Genomic DNA, 16,688 nt, shown 5'->3' with positions numbered 1-16,688 from the left:
CACCCAATGGCCCAGACATGAAAAAGCCCGGCTCTGCCGGGCTTTTTCGTTCGGGTGCCACAAGAAGAATCAGCTCTCCTTGCAGGCCACGCCGTCGGCGGGTTCACCGCCTTTCCAGTCCTTGTACAGGGTGGCGTCTTCGCCCTTGGTCCACCAGATGTACTGGCCGGCCGCGTATTTGGCGCCGGAGGCGGAGATGACGTTGGCGAAGACCAGACTGGAGGCGTCAGTCACCGGCACCACGGCCAGGCTGTTGTCGCCCTTGTTCAGGTACTGCACGCTGATCTTGCGGCCGTCCTCGCACTTGTACGAGACGCTGCGCGAATCCAGCTTGGCGTCGCCGGGCAGGACCAGCGCGTCGACCTGGGGTGCTTTCTTTTCTTCGCCGCCGCAGGCGACGAGGAGGACCGGCACGGCGGCCGCGAGCAGCCAAAGTGCTTTTTTCATGAGTATCCCTCTGACGAAAAATGGCCCGGTCACTCTAGGAAAGGTCGGGCCGCACGGTCAATCTCGGGCGGCCCGTCTCAAAGTCGGGCTGACGCCTTTCAGAACTCAGCCCTCCACTACCCGGCCCATCACTGGGCGTCGGGCTGCACCTCCGGGGCGGCCTGCTGGAAGGCTTCGAGGGATTCGCAGCGCGCGGCGATGGCGAGCAGGCGCGGGCAAGCGGAAAGGTCGCAGTCGAAGCGGCGGGCGTTGTACAGCTGGGGAATCAGGCAGGCCTCGAAGTAGCCGGGGCGCTCGCCCAGGGACAGCGGGCCGCTCCAGTGGGCGACACCCTCTTCCACCGCGTGCAGGCCGGTCTCGACCCAGTGGCGAATCCAGGCGTTCTTCGCCTCGTCCGCCACAGCCAGCGGGCCGCTGAGGTACTGCAGCACGCGCAGGTTGTTCAACGGATGGATGTCACAGGCGATGTGCAGAGACAACGCGCGGACCTGCGCACGTTGCAGCGCATCGCGCGGCAACAGGCCGGGTTGCGGATGGGTCTCGTCGAGGTATTCGAGGATGGCCAGGGACTGGGCGATGCGCGCGTCGCCGTCCACCAGCAACGGCACCAGCTCCTGCGGGTTGAGCGACTTGTAGTCGGCGGTGTGCTGTTGCCCGCCGTCCTTCACCAGGTGCACCGGGACCTGGCGGTAGGCCAGGCCCTTGAGCCCGAGGGCGATGCGCACACGGTAGGCAGCGCTGGAGCGCCAGTAGGAATACAGGGTGAGCATGGCGGTTCTCCGCGGGCGACCTCGCTATGCGCGCGGCCGCCCGGCAAGCGAGTTACTGGTCGGAGATCACGCCACGGCGAATCTGGTCTTCCTCGATGGATTCGAACAGGGCCTTGAAGTTGCCCTCGCCGAAGCCCTGGTTGCCCTTGCGCTGGATGATCTCGAAGAAGATCGGGCCGATCACCGTGTTGGTGAAGATCTGCAGCAGGATGCCGTCATCGCCCGGCGCGCCGTCGATGAGGATGTTCAGCTCGCGCAGTTGCTCAAGCGGCTCGCCGTGGCCGGCGACGCGGGTGTCGACCTTGGCGTAGTAGGTATCCGGGGTACTCATGAAATCCACGCCGTTGGCGCGCAGCTGGCGCACGGTGGCGTAGATGTCCTCGGTGGTCAGGGCGATGTGCTGGATGCCTTCGCCGTGGTACTCGCGGATGAATTCCTCGATCTGCGACTTGTCGTCCGCCGACTCGTTGATCGGGATGCGGATTTTGCCGCAAGGCGCGGTCATGGCGCGGGACAGCAGGCCGGTGAGCTTGCCTTCGATATCGAAGTAGCGGATCTCGCGGAAGTTGGCGATGCGCTCGTAGAAGCCCGACCAGACGTCCATCTGGCCACGCTTGACGTTGTGGGTCAGGTGGTCGATGCACAGCAGGCCGACGGCGTTGTCGTTGGCGGTGCGGCCCTCGATGAACTCGAAGTCGACGTCATAGATGCTCTTGTCGCCATAACGGTCGACGAGGTACAGCAGCGAGCCGCCGATGCCTTCGACGCAGGGGATGTTCAGCTCGCCGAAGTTGGCGTGGCTGCCCACCAGCTTGGCGCCCTGGGACTCGACGTAGGCGGCGGCCTGCGCTGCGTTCTTCACCCGGAAGGCCATGGCGCAGGCGCTCGGACCGTGCTTCTTGGCGAACTCGTGGACGTGGCCGGTGGGGCTGCCATTGAGCACAATGTTGATGTCGTTCTGCTGGAACAGGAAGACTTCCTTGGAACGGTGCTTGGCAGTCTCGGTGAAGCCCATGCCGGTGAACAGCTGGCGCAGTTGCTGGATGCCCTGGGCGTCGGGGGCGGTGAATTCGACGAACTCGAAGCCGTCGGTGCCGATGGGGTTGTGTTGTTCGATCTTGGTCACGGCGTTCATCCGGCCTCCTCGTTGTCGTTATCGGCTGGCTCGGCGCGGGGCCGTCCAGGCGTCTGGAATGCCTCCATCTCAACTGTCGCGAGGCTCTGGAACAAGCCGGGCGCCGCCGGTTTGCGGCCTGCTGGCGCGGTTGCCCCGGCAAGAAATCCTTACACCGCCCAAAGCCCCGTGCGGCATGCCGCCGCACCGTAAAGAATTTGTGACAAGGTGGTGCGCCAGCCTGCCAGTGCGAGTGCCGCGCTCTCGTCAGGGCGCCGTGCGGCGGCTACCATGCGGCCCATCTCCCCTGCCCGAACCGGACTTTGGCCCGCACTATGGCCCGCGCCGCTCCCCCTGATTTCGAAGCCACGCCGGCGACTCTGCGTGCCCTGGCCCGCAGCTACCCGCGCGGCCTGCACATCGAGCCGCACTCCCACGACTGGGGACAGGTGCTCTACGCCATGTCCGGGGTGATGTGGCTGGAGACGCCGTCCGAAGCGCTGCTGGTGCCGCCCAACCGCGCCGTCTGGCTGCCGCCGCAGGTGCCCCACGGCATCCGCGTGGTCAGCGAGCTGCAGATGCGCAACATCTACCTGCGGCCAGGGACGGCGGATTCCCTCGGCGAGCAGGTGCAGGCTTTCGAAGTGGGCGGGCTGCTGCGCGAGCTGATCGTCAGGCTGGTGGAGCACGAGCGCGAACCGGACACCGACTACTACCAGGCACTGTCGCAACTGGCGGTGCTGGAGTTGCAGCGTGCGCGCAGCCTGCTGTTGCGCGTGCCGCTGCCGGACGACTCCGACCGCCGCCTGCTGAACCTGTGCCTGGCGGTGATGGCCGAGCCGACCCAGGAGATTTCCTTCGAACAGCACGCCGCCGACGCCGGCGCCAGCGTGCGCACCCTCGCCCGCCTGTTCCAGCGCAGCCTGGGCATGGGCTTCGCCCAGTGGCGCCGGCAGGTGCAGCTGGCCACGGCGGTGGCACAGCTCAACGAGGGCATCGCGGTGAGCCAGATTGCCCATGGGCTGGGGTATCAGCCGGGGAGCTTCAGCGAGATGTTCCGGCGTGAGTTGGGCGTGGTGCCGTCGGAGTATTGCGCCAGGTGAGGTTCGGCGTTGGGCGGTTCGCGAGCAAGCTCGCTCCTACGAAAAGCAAAATGCCCTGATCTGGCTCTGGCTCTGGCTCGAAAGTCTTCCAGAGAGATACCCGCGCACTCCGAACGGCCCCGTTCAGGAGGCCTCGTTGAATTGGAGTTTCAGGGGTTGAGCGACATGGATGTCGCGAGAGCCGCGATGGGCCAGGGATAGCCCTTCGCGGCGGGCCCCTGAAACTTCAATTCAACGAGGGAATTTTTCGCCTAAGCGAAAAACCGGATGTCCGGGGCAAGACCTTTTGGTTCCTTTTGGGGCGCTTGCCAAAAGGGACTCGCCCGAGGAGGCGAAACACAGAATCCGCGCGTACGCCGAAGCGACGCGGAAACACCCAATCCGAGGCAGAAAAAACCTACACCACTGGAGTCGAGACAATCGCCGGCCCTGCCGGCGGATCGCGGGCATGGCCCGCTCCTACAGTGGGCGCTGCCGACACGGCCATCCAATACTCCCCACCCACATCTGTCCGATATTCCGAAGCCAATGACCGGCGGCGCCACGGCGCGGCTCCTAGACTGGCTCCATTCCCGCCAGCCGCCGGAACCCTCCGCGAAAGGACAGCATGAACTACCTGATATCCCTGGCCATCGGCATCAACGTCGGCCTTGCCTACCACTTCCTCGACTTCCGCTCGCCGGCTCCGCCGCTGGTAGCGCTGGTCGGCCTGCTCGGCATGCAGATCGGCGAGAACGCCCTGCCGCTGCTGAGCCGCTGGTTCCACTGAACCCATCTCCCCTGATTGCCCTCTCCCTTGATTGCCTTCCCCTTGATTGCAAAGGACCCCGAGCCATGAAAGCCCTGCAATTCGACCGCACCGGCGACCTCGCCGCCCTGAGCTTCACCGACATCGCCGACCCGGTGCCCACCGCCGACGAAGTGCTGGTGGAAATCCACGCCGCCGGCCTGAACCCCAGCGACGTGAAGAACGTGCTCGGCCGCTTCCCCTATACCACCCTGCCCCGCGTACCCGGTCGTGACTTCGCTGGCACCGTGGTGAAGGGCCCGGCCGAGCTGCTGGGCAAATCCGTCTGGGGCACCGGCCGCGGCCTGGGCTTCAGCCGCGACGGCAGCCACGCCCAGCTGATGAGCGTGCCGGTCGGCGGCGTGGCGCTGATGCCTGAGCGCATGAGTTTCGCCCAGGCCGCCAGCTGCGGCGTGCCCTTCACCACCGCCTGGGACGCGCTGGAGCGCAGCCAGGTCGGCGCCGGCACCCGCCTGCTGGTGATCGGCTCCGGCGCCGTCGGCGCGGCGGCCATTTCCCTGGCCAAGGCCCGTGGCGCCCAGGTGCTGGGCGCGGTGCGTCGCGCTGAATCGCAGGTGGAGCTGCAAGCCCAGGGCGTGCCGAGCATCCTGCTGGGCTCGGCGGATACCCTGGCGGCGCAGGTGGAAGAACACTTCCCCGGCGGCGCCGAGGTGATCTTCGATACCACTGGTTTCTGGCTGCCGGCGGCGGTCTCCGCACTGGCAACCTTCGGCCGCATCGCCATCATCGCCGCACCGGTGGACGGCCACGTGCAGTTGCCGGCCCTGGCGTTGTATCGCCGAGGCGGTTCGGTGGTGGGAGTGAATTCGCTGCTGTACGACACGGTGGCCTGCGCCGCGATGCTGCGCCAGTTCGGCCAGTGGTTCGATGACGGCAGGCTGCCTCTGCCCACAGGCTTGCGCGAAGTGCCGCTGAGCGAGGGCGTGCAGCGCTATCACGAGATCAACGAAGGCAGCAGCGAGAAGATCATTCTCGTGCCCTGAGGCGGGGCGCGGCTGGGAGGTTCGCCTCTCAGCCGGCTATCTGCATCGGCCCCCGCCGCACATCGCCCTGCACCTGCTCCAGCGCCAGGCACTGGTCGAGGAACAGGCGCATGTAGCCGTAGCTCTTGCAGATCGCCTCGCGCAGCGCCAGGCAGCGCGGCATGGCGAGCTGCGGGCCGCAGAGGGTGCAGATGATCTCCAGGGCTTCCCAGGGATGATCGTCGTCGTAGCGGGCGTGCATCTTCAGCCAGCGCATGGCGTCCTTGCGGGCGCCGGCAGGCAGGGTGCGTTCGTAGGTGTCGGTGGAGCAGACCAGCGCCGACCAGTCGCCGGTCGCGCCTTCGATGGCGTAGTTGGTGGCCGCCATGGCCAGAGCCAGCTCCTCGGTGGCGCAGCTGTGCCAGCACCAGTGGCCGAGGGCGTGGAGTTCGGCGGGTACCAGCTGGGCCTTGAGCTCGGCCAGGGTTACGCCGTAGGCCTCAGCCCAGTGCACCCAATAATCGGCGTGATTGAGCTCGACGCGGATATTGCGCATCAGCCAGCGCCGCGCCATGTCTTCGCCGGGGCTGCGGCCGAATCGGGTCTTGAGCAGGTTGTGGGACATGTACAGGGGGAACTGCTCCACCACCTGCCAGCCGCCGATGAGGAAGGCGCGCATGGTCTGCCGGCTCAGTTGGCCGTCACGCATGCGCGCATAGAGGGGATGCTCGACCACCGACAGACGGCTGGTTTCACACTCCTGCACCAGGCGCTGGGCCCAGTGCGGATAGCTGGAAAGCTCCTTGAGCGGCCCACTGCGAACAAAGGTGTCGTTCATCCAAGGCTCCGTTGCTGGTCGATCCATGCAAGCACCGGTAAATCAGGCCTCAGGTTAGTCCTCTCCTGGCGGCGCGTCACCGTCCGGAGGTTGTGTCGGATGCTACAGCTGCGACGTGCGTCTCACGCAGGAAGCTCCGGTTGAAGGGTTGCGGCCGCGCCAACCCGTATCCCTGGGCGTAGTCGATGCCGATTTCCCGCAGCACTTCGAGGATTTCCTGGGTCTCGACGAACTCCGCCACCGTGCGCTTACCCATCACGTGGCCGATCTGGTTGATCACCTGGACCATGGCGCGGTCGATGGGGTCTTCGAGCATGTCCTTGATGAAGCTGCCGTCGATCTTCAGGTAGTCCACCGGCAGGTGCTTGAGGTAGACGAAGGAAGACATCCCGGCGCAGAAATCGTCCAGCGAGAAGCGGTAGCCCAGGGCCTTGAGCTCCTGGATGAAGCGCGTGGCGTTGACCAGGTTGGCGATGGCGCTGGTCTCGGTGATCTCGAAGCACACACTGGCGGGCTCGATGCCGTAGCGCGGCTGCACTTCGCGGAGGAAATCGAGGAAGGTGTCGTCACCGATGGTAGCGCCGGAGAGGTTGATGGCGCAGGTATGGATCGGTTCGTAACCGCCCTCGGCGATGCGCTCGGCCAGGGTCCGGAAGGCGTTCTCGACCACCCAGCGGTCGATGTCCGGCATCAGCCCGTAGCGCTCGGCGGCGGGGATGAAGTTGATCGGCGCCACCAGCCGGCCGCACTCGTCATTCAGGCGCAGCAGCAACTCGACGTGGGCGCCTTCCGTCGTGCGGTCGTCGACCGGGAAGATCGACTGCGCATAGAGGCAGAAGCGCTCCTCCTCCAACCCCAGGCGGATGCGCTGTACCCAGGCCATCTCGCCGACGCGGTTGGATAGCTCGGTATCGTCGGGACGGAACACCTGGGCGCGGTTGCGGCCCTTTTCCTTGGCCATGTAGCAGGCCATGTCGGCGCAGCGCAGCGCCTCCTCCACCGACACCAGCATGGCAGAAATGTGCACCACGCCGATGCTCACGGTGATGTTGAAGCCACGGCCCTCCCACATGAAGTGCAGCGCCTGCACGGTCAGGCGGATGCGCTCGGCGATCTGCACCGCCAGGTCCGCCGGGCAGTGTTCCAGGAGGATACCGAACTCGTCGCCGCCCAGGCGCGCCAGGGTATCGCCGTCGCGCAGGCACTGCTGCAGCACGGAGCAGACCTGGCGCAGCAGTTCGTCGCCGGCGGCATGGCCGCAGGTGTCGTTGACCAGTTTGAACTGGTCCAGGTCCAGGTACATCAGCGAGTGCTGGTCGTGGGAGTCCGCCGAGCTCTCCAGGGCCTGCTTGAGGCGGAATTCGAACTCGCGGCGGTTGGTCAGGCCGGTCAGCGCGTCATGGGTTGCCTGCCAGGACAGGCTGGCCATGTACTGGCGCTCGCGGGTCATGTCGTGCAGCACCAGCACCACGCCGACCACCCGGCCATCGGCATGGATGGGCGTGGCCACCAGGGTCACGGCCACGTGGGTGCCGTCCAGGCGCTGGATCAGCTTGCTGGTCTCGCTGCCGCCATCCACCTCGCCGCGCAGGATCTGCCCCACCAGCGGCAGGCCCTCGACCTGTGAATTCTCGTCGAGTATCCGCAACAGCGAACGCAGCGGCAGGCCGACGGCCATGGAGTTGTCCCAGCCGATCAGGCGTTCCGCCGCCGGGTTGAAATAGGCAATGCACTCATGCTGGTCGAGAGTCACCACGCCGTCGCCGATGGCCGCCAGGGTGGTCTGCGCACGTTCCCGCTCGGTGTCCAGGGCGCTTTCGAAGGCGCGCTGCTGGTGCAGCAGCTTGCGGGTACGCCAGACCGCCAGGAGGATCAGCGCCAGGCCGGTCAGCCCGTTGACCACCAGCAGCACCCACATGATCATCCGCGAGCCCTGCCCCAGTGCGGCGGAGAAAGCCATGGCGGCCGGCGTGACGCCGTCGTTGATGGCCTGGATGCGGCTGTTCCAGTAGCTCAGGTCGCCGGGACGGACGTCATTGGCACGGATCTTCGCGCTCATCTCGTCGGACAGCTGCTCCAGCTGGTCGAGGTAGGCGTCGCCGATGATCCACATCTTCACGGCCTGGTCGAAGTAGCTGTACTCGTGGAAATAGCGGTACAGCCAGATCAGCGCACCGACATCGTCGGGATGGATGCCACCCTGCAGGGCGCCGGCGCGGGCCAGTTCCAGGTCGGGTTGGCTGAGATCGAGGGCGGCGCGGAAGGTCCGGTCGCCCTGGGGAATCGCAATGGCGGTGCGGTAGCGCTCGTAATCCGCCGAATCACGGCTCTGACCATAGAGTTGCAGGTAATGGATGGCGTCCTTCTGGCCCTTGGACCAGAGGCTCTCGCCGCCGACATAGGCGCGCACCCCTGAGAGGATAAAGAAGCTGCCGCTGCCGATCAGCGTCTGTAGCAGGACCACGACCATGAACGGCCAGACCAGCTTGAGCAGACGCGTCGTACGCCGGGTCGGCAACAGTCCCATTGCATCCATAACCAGTTTCGACTTCCTTCTTTCAATACCTGGCGGGCCACAGGGGGTGCAGTGAAGGCTTACCCCGGGACTTTTCTGTCAGGCCGCCCCTTCTTTAACTTCTAGCCGATCGCGGGAAATCCTCCAACTGTCGGCATGAGCTTGGTCGTTCGGATTCCAGCCGTCCGGCGGAAATGTTCCGTTTCGCTGTGCGAAATGTCTTCCGTCGCCATCCCGTGGCTCATCCAAAGCAGGCCGATTAGTGGCCTTGCGACAGGCAAGGCCATGTGCCATACCTCAGTCGATCGTGCAATCTGCAGAGTGCATTCTGCAAGGTGCAGAGAGCGCAAGGTGAAGAGCACAGGTCGGAAGTGCAATCCGCAATCAACCGATGGAGCGGCCATGCCACAGCGGGATATGGACAGGCGGTACGACCGGCTCGTGGGGCTGACCTACGAGTGCGTGCTCGAGGAGGCCAACTGGCTGCCGCTGCTCACCGAGCTGATCTCGGCCAGCGGCCGCCAGCAGGGAGCCCTGCTGTTCTGGGACCAGACCGAGAGCGGCGCACTGGCCAGCGAGATCAACCTCTGCGACCCCGGCGCCATCGAGACCTACAACCGCGAGTTCTGCACCATCGATCCGTCCAAGGGCTTCATGCTCCACCGCCCGGTCGGCCACTGGTACCACGACCGCGAGGAGTTCGGCCCGCAGCGCATGGCCCGTGACCCGTACTACCAGGAATTCCAGCGCCCCAACGGCATGCACAACGTGTCGTGCCTGAAACTCAACGAGCAGGCCAACTCCGGCGTCTACCTGTCGGTGCTGACCAGCCTCGGCGCGCGCTACCCCACCCCGCAGGAACAGACCCTGCTGACCCGCCTGAGCGAGCACCTGACCCGCGCCGCGCGGATGTTCGGGCGTATCGACGAAATGCGCCAGCAACTGGCCCACCGCGACCTGCTGCTGGACCAGCACCCCACACCGCTGTGGCTGCTCGAAGGCAACGCCCGCGTGCTGTACGCCAACCAGGCCGCTCAGCAGCGACTCGGTCTGCGCGGCGGGCTGTTCCATGAGGTTTTCGGCCGCCTGCACTGCCGCCAGCACGACGCGAAACTCCAGGCCCTGGTACGCCAGGCCGCGCCCCGCGCCGGCAAGGGCAACGCCGGCTGGCTGCCGCTGGGCGATGGCAGCGGGCAGGAACTGCTGGTCACCCCGGTGCCCGCCGAGGCCAGCTTCAACCAGCCCTTCCAGCGCCCGCTGGTGCTGTTGGCGCTGCTCGACGCACACCGCCAGAGCCGCCTGCTGGGCGAACTGTTCGGCCTCACCCCGGCCGAGCAGCGCCTGGGCGACCTGCTGGTCCGCGGGCTGACGCCCGAACAGTGCGCCGACCAGCTCGGCACTTCGATCAATACGGTGCGCAGCCAACTGCGCGCGTTGTTCCGCAAGACCCACACCAGCCGCCAGGCCGAACTGGTCAGCCTGCTGGTGCGGCTCGGGCAGCGCTGAATTTTCGCGCCGTCATTCATTCAGATGATGGCCCGGGGCCAAGTGCCCCCTAAGGTGTTGGACGGATCACCGGCACGGCCGGTGGCGCTTTCTCATCACTGAGCGGTATCCCAGGTGGACGGCATGGACAACGGCACCCAGCAGAATCCGAACTCGCTAAGCGAAGCCATCGAGCAACTCGAACAGCAGCTGCGTCACCTCCGGGACGACGAGACCGACCTGCTGGCGCTCGCCACCGGCAGCGCGCCGCCGGCCGAAGCCCCGCGCGTGGTGCCCTTCCCCCGGCGCCGCGAACGGCCGATGGGTGAAGGCGCCGGCAACGCCGTGCTGATGGACTACCTCTACGGCATCGACAGCACGCTGCGCTCGCTGCTGCCCGACGGGCCGACCGAGGAGCTGTTCCGCTACGCCAGCTCCGCCCCCGCCTCCCGCGCCTTGCGCTCGCGCCGCCAGCTGCTGGCTCGGGAGATCGACCGCTGCTGCGACCAGCTCAGCGGCCAGGCGCGCATCCTCTGCGTGGGCTGTGGGCACCTGCGCGAGGTCGAGCTGGCGCGCTCGCTGCGCCATGGCCAGTTCCGCCAGTTCACCGCGCTGGATGCGCAGGCGCTGTCCCTGCAGACGGTGGAGGCCAGCTATGCCGCGCTCGGCGTCCAGACGCAGCAATGCAACCTGGACGACCTGTTCTACGGACGTCAGGACCTTCGCCATTTCGACCTGATCTACTCGCCGGGCCTTTACGAGGTGCTGGACGACCACGACGCCCGCGACCTGACCCGCAACCTGTTCGCCCGCCTGCTGCCCGGCGGGCGCCTGCTGATGGGCAACTTCCTCCCCGGCGTGCCGGACATCGCCTACCTCGAAGGCCTGCTGGACTGGCGCCCGCACTACCGCAGCGATGCCTGCCTGCTCGACCTGCTGCTGGGCATTCCCTACAACGACATCGGCAGCGCGCGGGTTTTCCACGACCTGGGCAATTGCGTGGCCTTCCTCGAAGTCACCCGCTACGGCTGATCAGCCCTGCTGCAGGTGGCCGTACAGGCGCGCGTAGAGGCCGCCCTCGGCGATGAGTTGCTGGTGGTCGCCGTCCTCGGCGATGCGCCCGCCGTCGAACACCAGCACGCGGTCGGCCTGTTTCACTGCGGACAGGCGGTGGGCGATGATCAGCGTGGTGCGCCCTTCGAGGAAACGCACCAGCGCCTGGTGCAGGGCGTATTCGGTGGCGGCATCGAGGGCGGAAGTGGCCTCGTCGAGGATCACCACCTTCGGTTCGGCGAGCACCATCCGGGCAATCGCCAGGCGCTGCCGCTGGCCACCGGAGAGGCGCACGCCGGAACGCCCGACCACGCTGTCCAGCCCCTGCGGTAGGGCGCGGATGGTGTCCGCCAGTTGCGCCACTTCCAGTGCGCGCCAGCAGGCTTCGTCACCGCGCTCGCGGCCCATGGTCAGGTTGGCGCGCACCGTGTCGTTGAACAGCGCCGGGTGCTGCAGCACCACGGCCACATGCTCGCGCACGCAATCCAGGCCGATCTCCTCCAGCGCCGCGCCGCCGTAGCGGATGCTGCCGGACTGTGGCTGGTAGAGGCCCAGCAGCAGTTGCACCAGGGTGCTCTTGCCGCCGCCACTGGCGCCGACGATGGCGACCTTCTCGCCAGGAGCGATGTCCAGGTCGAGGCCATCCAGCACGAGTTCGTCGCGGTAGGCGAAGCTCAGGTCGCGCACCTGGATGCCGACGCTGGTGTGCCCGGCGAACGGATCGCGGCGGTGCTGGTAATGCGGCTCGTCGGCGCGCGCGAGCAGCTCGTTGATGCGGGTCAGCGCGCCCCCGGCGGCGTAGTAGGCGTACTGCAGGCTGAGCAGTTGCTCCACCGGGCCGATCATGAACCACAGGTAACTGAACACCGCGAGCATCTGGCCGATGGACAGGTCGGAGAACAGCACGGTGAGCATGGCCGCGGCGCGGAACAGGTCGATGCCGAACTGGAACAGCAGACCGCTGGCGCGCCCGGCAGCATCGCTCTTCCACTGCGAGGCGACGGCGTAGTCGCGCACTTCGCGGGCACGCACACCGAGGCGGCCGAGGAAAAAGCCCTGGCGGTTGCCGGCGCGCACTTCCTGAATGGCTTCGAGGGTTTCAGTCAGCGCCTGGGTGAAGCGCGAGGTACTGTCGTTCTCCAGCTTCTTCAGGTGCTTCACGCGCTTGCCCAGCTGCACCGTGGCGAAGATCACCAGCGGGTTGAACAGCAGGATCAGCAGCGCCAGCTTCCAGTGCATCCAGATCAGGATGCCGGCGGTGCCGCAGAGCGTCAGCAGCGCCACCAGGAAGCGGCTCAGGGTGTCGCCGACGAACTTGTCGAGGGTGTCGAGATCGGTCACCAGGTGCGCGCTGACCGAGCCGCCGCCGAGGGTCTCGTATTCGCCCAGGGCGATGCGCTTCAGGCGTTCGATCAGGCGCAGGCGGATGCGGTACACCACGTCCTTGGACAACCGCGCGAACAACTTGGCCTGCAGCACGTTGAACACCAGCGCGCAGCTGCGCAGCACCAGGGTTACCAGCAGCATCAGGCCGATGTAGCCGACCGGCTTGTGCCAGCCCTCGGGCAGCCAGTGGTTCATCACCTGCAGGGCGGCGTCGCCCTTGCCCAGCAGCACTTCGTCCACCAGCAGCGGCAGCAACAGCGGGATCGGCACGCTGCAGGCGGTGGCCAGTACGGCGACCAGGTTGGCGAGGAGCAGGGCCTTGCGATGACGGAAAGCGAGCCGGCGAATCTCCGCCCAGCTCAGGCGGTCAGCGGACAGCTCAGGCATGCCGCCCGCGCTCCAGCCAGCGCTCCAGCAGCGGGGCGAGTTCGCCCAGCGGCTGGTAGCCGTTGGTCAGCAGGGCCAGCTGGCCGTCGCGCTCGGCCAGCAGCGTGGGGAAGCCGGCGATGCCCAGGTCGCGGGCCCAGGAAAAGTCGGCCAGGGTCGCCAGGTGGTTGTCCTGGCTGTCGAAGGCTTCGGCGAATTCGATGCGCGGCAGGCCGACGCGTTCGGCCAGTTCGGCGAGCACACTGGCCTGGGTGACGTCGCGGCCTTCGGCGTAGAAGGCGCGCTGGATTTCACCGACCAGCGCCCAGGCGCAGTCCTCGTCCAGGCGGCGCGCGGTGACCACCGCCCGGCAGGCCGGTTCGGTGTCGTAGACGAAACCGTCGGGCAACGCATTTTCGAAGCGGAACGGCTGGCCGGTGGCTTCATGCACCGCGTGCCAGTGTTCGAGGATGTAGCGCTTGGTGGTCGGCTCCAGCGCGGCGCCCTGCCCCGTGCGCAGCCCGCCCATCACCAGCGCCAGCGGCACACCTGCGGCGCGCGCCTGCTCCACCAGCTGCCTGGCGACCGGGGCGAAACCCCAGCACCAGGAGCACATCGGGTCCATCACGTAGAGCAGGCGGCTGGTCATGGATCAGTTCTCCGCGCGGGGATCACGGCCAATGGGGTGCGGCTGGTTGCGCTGGCGCGCCAGTTCGATCTGCTTCTGCCGCTCGCGGGCGCTGGCGCGGGTCTTCTCCGACAGCGTGTCCCAGCAGTGCGGGCAGCTGATGCCGGGAGCGTAGTGTTGCGAAGCGCGGTCCTCGACCGAGATCGGGTTGCGGCAGGCATGGCACTGATCGTAGTCGCCTTCGGTCAGGTCATGGCGCACGGTCACGCGGTTGTCGAACACGAAGCAGTCGCCGCGCCAGAGGGTCTGCGCCTCGGGCACTTCCTCGAGGTACTTGAGGATGCCGCCCTTGAGGTGGAACACCTCTTCGAAGCCTTCGTTGAGCATGTAGCTCGAGGCCTTCTCGCAGCGGATGCCGCCGGTGCAGAACATCGCGACCTTCTTGTGCTTCGCCGGGTCGTAGTGCTCGCGGATGTAGTCGGGGAACTCGCGGAACGACTTGGTCTTCGGGTCGATGGCGCCCTCGAAGGTGCCGATGGCTACTTCGTAGTCGTTGCGGGTGTCGATCAGCAGGACTTCCGGGTCGGAAATCAGCGCGTTCCAGTCCTGGGGCTCGACGTAGGTGCCGACCTTGGCGTTCGGGTCCACGCCCGGTACGCCGAGGGTGACGATTTCCTTCTTCAGCTTGACCTTGGTGCGGTAGAAGGGCTGATCAATGCAGTAGGACTCCTTGTGGTCGACATCGGCCAGGCGCGCATCGGTGCGCAGCCAGGCGAGCAGGCCGTCGATACCGGCGCGGGTGCCGGAGACGGTGCCGTTGATGCCTTCCTCGGCGAGCAGCAGGGTGCCCTTCACGCCGTTGTCCAGCAGGGTCTGCAGCAGGGGTTCGCGCAGGGCAACGTAGTCGGGCAGGGAGACGAACTTGTACAACGCCGCGACGACGATTCTCTCGGTGGTCATGCATCACTCCAGTGGTCGCCCGCGTAAAGGGCGGACCGGGCTTCTTTGGAAACTAAAGCTGATCGACAGCTGAAAATGACAGCGCCGGCAGAAGCCGGCGCTGGGAGTCGCATTCTACCGGAGCGGGGCGAACCCCGCACGCGGTTGGTCAGCCGCCGATCAGTGCATCAGACTCTCAATGCAGATCATGCTTGCTGCCGCCACGGCAGGTCGGCGAATCCGGTGCCGCGCCCTGCTGCGCCCACTCCTCGGGGGTGTAGGTGTGCATGGCCAGGGCGTGGAACTGGCTCATCAGCTCGCCGAGCGTGGCGTAGACCTTCTGATGCCGCTTCACCGCGTTCAGCCCGGCGAACGCCGGGCTGACGATCACGGCCTTGTAGTGCGTTTCCTGTCCGCGGCTGTGCATGTGGCTCTCGTCGAGCACCTCGAGGTGCTGGGGTTCGAGGGCGCTCAGGGCGGTCTGGATACGGTCACGCATGCTCATGTCGGGTCTCGCTGGCAGTCAGTACGGTTCAGGCGGGTGGAAATCAGAACGATCAGGGCTTCTTGGCCGGAGCGGCCGGGGCCTTCACGCCCAGTTCCTTGTCCATGTCGGCCATCAGCTTGTTCACCGGCTCTACCGCGGTCTGCAGTTTGGCCTGGGTCAGCTGGGCGGATTCGGCGGTCAGGCGCGGCATCTTCTCCAGCACCTTGCGGCCCAGCGGCGAGGCGTAGAAATCGTTCAGCTGCTTGAGCTCGGATTCGCTGAAGTTGCTGGTGTAGAGCTTGACCAGATCAGGCTTGAGCTTGTCCCAACCCACCGCGCGGTCCAGTTCGGCGTTGGCCTTGGCCTGGTAGCGGTCGAGCACGGCCTTCTTGCTGTCCGGCGCCTTGGCCTGGGCGAAGCGCTGGGCGAGCATCTGCTGGACTTGCGCGTAGACCGGCACGGTCAGCTTGTCGGCATGGACCTGCTTGAGGAATTTCTCCGCCTCGGCGTTGGCGTCAGCCAGTGCCACGGAACTGAAGCCAACCAGTAGTGCTGCGGTGCAGAGGGAACGAAGAACGGTCATGGGGCAGTCCTGTGAGTCTGAAGGGTGTCCGGGTGGGACCCGCCATTCTGCGCCTAAGTTCGGAATGCGCTCAAGAGACTGCCAAATGGCCTGGAAGTGACCGGCTTCTCTTGTAGGACAGTTCATGAAACGTCATGCTGCGGCGCGTTGCCACACGGATGTGACCGATGAACACCCTAACCCACCCGCCGACGCTCGTCGCCGCGCCGCCTTTGTGCGATGCGCGCGGTCGTCTGAACAGCGCGGCCGTGGGCTGGTCATCGCGGCCGCAGACGCTCTGCCAGCTTTCCGGCAACGTCGGCCGGCGCAAGCGCTGGAACCACTGGTGCATCAACGCGCCGGGCTGGATGCTCTCGATCACCATCGCCGACCTCGACTACCTGGGCTACGGCGCCGTGTACTTCCTCGACCTGGAAACCGGACAGTCGGTGCACCGCACCCAGTTCAGCCCCTTCGGCCTGGGCTGCCACCTGCCGGACACGCCCAACCAGAGCCATCGCTTCGAGCACGGCCAGCTGTGCCTGGGCTTCGACGAACAGCCCGGCCAGCTGCGCATCACCGCCTGCGCACCGAACCTGGGCGGCCAGCCGCTGAACCTCTCCCTGGAAGTGCAGCGCCCGGCGCACCTGGAGTCGGTCAACCTGGTGGTGCCCATGGGCGGCAAGTGCTTCCATGCCTGCAGCCGGCAGATGGGCCTGCCAATCAGCGGCAGCCTCACCCTCGGCCACAAGACCTACCGCTGCACCGACGGCCAGAGCTTCGCCGCGCTGGATTTCGGCCGGGGCGTCTGGCCGTTCAACACCCAATGGACCCGAGCCGCCTTCGCCGCGCCCGGCGGCATCGCCGGCAACTTCGGCGCCGGCTGGACGGAGAACAGCCACCTGAGCGAGAACGCCCTGTGGTTCGGCGGCGAGCTGCAGGCGCTGGACGGCCCTGTGGATATCCGCCAGGTGCCGCACGACCCGCTGTCGCCCTGGCAGCTACGCGGCAGCGATGAGCGCGTCGACCTCACCTTCACCCCGCGCAAGCTGCACCGCGCCTGCCCGCGCCTGGGCCCGCTGTTCGCCGAGACCTGCCAGTGGTTCGGCCGCTTCGACGGTTCCCTGCGCAGCACCGAGGGCGACCTGGTGCCGGTCAATGGCGCGCTGGGCTGGATTGGCGCGACTCACGCACGCTGGTGAGTGCTCGCCGGGGAATGCCGGCG

The 16,688-nt window shown here is 66.6% G+C and carries 15 protein-coding genes and 1 pseudogene; 6 read left to right on the top strand and 10 right to left on the bottom strand.

The genetic code is table 11. From position 1 onward, the window contains the following. Positions 1-69: 69 nt before the first annotated feature. From ABKS89_RS09175 to hppD, 3 genes are all read right to left on the bottom strand, one after another. Entirely contained in the window at positions 70-447 is a 378-nt protein-coding gene (locus tag ABKS89_RS09175; RefSeq protein WP_015476418.1) for an MliC family protein, read from the bottom strand. A 128-nt stretch (positions 448-575) separates the two neighbouring features. Then, positions 576-1,217, bottom strand: coding sequence for a maleylacetoacetate isomerase (maiA, locus tag ABKS89_RS09170; protein WP_138212769.1), 642 nt, complete (start codon positions 1,215-1,217; stop codon positions 576-578). Between the two features lie 52 nt (positions 1,218-1,269). Next, on the bottom strand, positions 1,270-2,352 hold the full coding sequence (hppD, locus tag ABKS89_RS09165; RefSeq protein WP_081519226.1) for a 4-hydroxyphenylpyruvate dioxygenase: 1,083 nt from the start codon (positions 2,350-2,352) through the stop codon (positions 1,270-1,272). Positions 2,353-2,666: 314 nt separating this feature from the next. On the opposite strand from hppD, the gene ABKS89_RS09160 reads away from it, so the two are divergent. The 3 genes from ABKS89_RS09160 (at position 2,667) to ABKS89_RS09150 (ending at position 5,225) form a co-directional block, all read left to right on the top strand. Then, on the top strand, positions 2,667-3,434 hold the full coding sequence (locus ABKS89_RS09160; RefSeq protein ID WP_138212951.1) for an AraC family transcriptional regulator: 768 nt from the start codon (positions 2,667-2,669) through the stop codon (positions 3,432-3,434). Positions 3,435-4,041: 607 nt separating this feature from the next. After that, positions 4,042-4,203, top strand: coding sequence for a DUF1427 family protein (locus tag ABKS89_RS09155; RefSeq protein ID WP_138212768.1), 162 nt, complete (start codon positions 4,042-4,044; stop codon positions 4,201-4,203). A gap of 65 nt (positions 4,204-4,268) precedes the next feature. Then, complete coding sequence (locus tag ABKS89_RS09150; RefSeq protein ID WP_138212767.1) at positions 4,269-5,225, top strand: quinone oxidoreductase family protein; 957 nt, start codon at positions 4,269-4,271, stop codon at positions 5,223-5,225. 28 nt (positions 5,226-5,253) lie between these two features. Here ABKS89_RS09150 and ABKS89_RS09145 read toward each other — a convergent pair whose 3' ends face one another. Next, positions 5,254-6,042, bottom strand: a complete 789-nt coding sequence (locus ABKS89_RS09145) for an iron-containing redox enzyme family protein (RefSeq protein ID WP_138212766.1) — start codon at positions 6,040-6,042, stop codon at positions 5,254-5,256. A gap of 76 nt (positions 6,043-6,118) precedes the next feature. Next, positions 6,119-8,569 (bottom strand): EAL domain-containing protein, encoded by a 2,451-nt coding sequence (locus ABKS89_RS09140; RefSeq protein WP_348589620.1) that lies wholly within the window; start codon positions 8,567-8,569, stop codon positions 6,119-6,121. Between the two features lie 429 nt (positions 8,570-8,998). Between ABKS89_RS09140 and ABKS89_RS09135 the strand changes: the two genes are divergently transcribed. Continuing rightward, a complete protein-coding gene (locus ABKS89_RS09135; protein ID WP_518301001.1) occupies positions 8,999-10,063 on the top strand; it encodes a PAS domain-containing protein in 1,065 nt (354 codons plus the stop codon). 123 nt (positions 10,064-10,186) lie between these two features. Next, a complete protein-coding gene (locus tag ABKS89_RS09130; protein ID WP_138212765.1) occupies positions 10,187-11,074 on the top strand; it encodes a methyltransferase domain-containing protein in 888 nt (295 codons plus the stop codon). Here ABKS89_RS09130 and ABKS89_RS09125 read toward each other — a convergent pair whose 3' ends face one another. From ABKS89_RS09125 to ABKS89_RS09105, 5 genes and pseudogenes are all read right to left on the bottom strand, one after another. Continuing rightward, on the bottom strand, positions 11,075-12,868 hold the full coding sequence (locus ABKS89_RS09125; RefSeq protein WP_348589559.1) for an ABC transporter ATP-binding protein: 1,794 nt from the start codon (positions 12,866-12,868) through the stop codon (positions 11,075-11,077). After that, positions 12,861-13,463, bottom strand: coding sequence for a DsbA family protein (locus ABKS89_RS09120; protein WP_348589621.1), 603 nt, complete (start codon positions 13,461-13,463; stop codon positions 12,861-12,863). Before ABKS89_RS09120 ends, ABKS89_RS09125 begins: the two co-directional genes overlap by 8 nt. A gap of 36 nt (positions 13,464-13,499) precedes the next feature. Beyond that, a complete protein-coding gene (gene trhO, locus ABKS89_RS09115) occupies positions 13,500-14,435 on the bottom strand; it encodes an oxygen-dependent tRNA uridine(34) hydroxylase TrhO (protein WP_138212762.1) in 936 nt (311 codons plus the stop codon). A 175-nt stretch (positions 14,436-14,610) separates the two neighbouring features. Then, on the bottom strand, positions 14,611-14,919 hold the full coding sequence (locus ABKS89_RS09110; protein ID WP_138212761.1) for a BolA family protein: 309 nt from the start codon (positions 14,917-14,919) through the stop codon (positions 14,611-14,613). 52 nt (positions 14,920-14,971) lie between these two features. Beyond that, a pseudogene (locus ABKS89_RS09105) lies at positions 14,972-15,530 on the bottom strand (DUF2059 domain-containing protein). Between the two features lie 121 nt (positions 15,531-15,651). Between ABKS89_RS09105 and ABKS89_RS09100 the strand changes: the two are divergent. Next, entirely contained in the window at positions 15,652-16,665 is a 1,014-nt protein-coding gene (locus ABKS89_RS09100; protein ID WP_348589561.1) for a DUF2804 domain-containing protein, read from the top strand. The last annotated feature ends 23 nt before the right edge of the window (positions 16,666-16,688 follow it).

The sequence above is a fragment of the Pseudomonas sp. LABIM340 genome, assembly GCF_040017195.2.
Classification (GTDB): domain Bacteria; phylum Pseudomonadota; class Gammaproteobacteria; order Pseudomonadales; family Pseudomonadaceae; genus Pseudomonas.
This window is presented reverse-complemented; position numbering and strand designations above follow the sequence as displayed.

Coding starts and splice junctions, on each gene's coding strand:
- ABKS89_RS09100 (WP_348589561.1), top strand. CDS start 15,652: ATGAACACCCTAACCCACCCGCCGACGCTCGTCGCCGCGCCGCCTTTG.
- ABKS89_RS09110 (WP_138212761.1), bottom strand. CDS start 14,919: ATGAGCATGCGTGACCGTATCCAGACCGCCCTGAGCGCCCTCGAACCC.
- ABKS89_RS09140 (WP_348589620.1), bottom strand. CDS start 8,569: ATGGGACTGTTGCCGACCCGGCGTACGACGCGTCTGCTCAAGCTGGTC.
- ABKS89_RS09150 (WP_138212767.1), top strand. CDS start 4,269: ATGAAAGCCCTGCAATTCGACCGCACCGGCGACCTCGCCGCCCTGAGC.
- ABKS89_RS09125 (WP_348589559.1), bottom strand. CDS start 12,868: ATGCCTGAGCTGTCCGCTGACCGCCTGAGCTGGGCGGAGATTCGCCGG.
- maiA (WP_138212769.1), bottom strand. CDS start 1,217: ATGCTCACCCTGTATTCCTACTGGCGCTCCAGCGCTGCCTACCGTGTG.
- ABKS89_RS09160 (WP_138212951.1), top strand. CDS start 2,667: ATGGCCCGCGCCGCTCCCCCTGATTTCGAAGCCACGCCGGCGACTCTG.
- ABKS89_RS09130 (WP_138212765.1), top strand. CDS start 10,187: ATGGACAACGGCACCCAGCAGAATCCGAACTCGCTAAGCGAAGCCATC.
- trhO (WP_138212762.1), bottom strand. CDS start 14,435: ATGACCACCGAGAGAATCGTCGTCGCGGCGTTGTACAAGTTCGTCTCC.
- ABKS89_RS09145 (WP_138212766.1), bottom strand. CDS start 6,042: ATGAACGACACCTTTGTTCGCAGTGGGCCGCTCAAGGAGCTTTCCAGC.
- hppD (WP_081519226.1), bottom strand. CDS start 2,352: ATGAACGCCGTGACCAAGATCGAACAACACAACCCCATCGGCACCGAC.
- ABKS89_RS09120 (WP_348589621.1), bottom strand. CDS start 13,463: ATGTGCTCCTGGTGCTGGGGTTTCGCCCCGGTCGCCAGGCAGCTGGTG.
- ABKS89_RS09175 (WP_015476418.1), bottom strand. CDS start 447: ATGAAAAAAGCACTTTGGCTGCTCGCGGCCGCCGTGCCGGTCCTCCTC.
- ABKS89_RS09155 (WP_138212768.1), top strand. CDS start 4,042: ATGAACTACCTGATATCCCTGGCCATCGGCATCAACGTCGGCCTTGCC.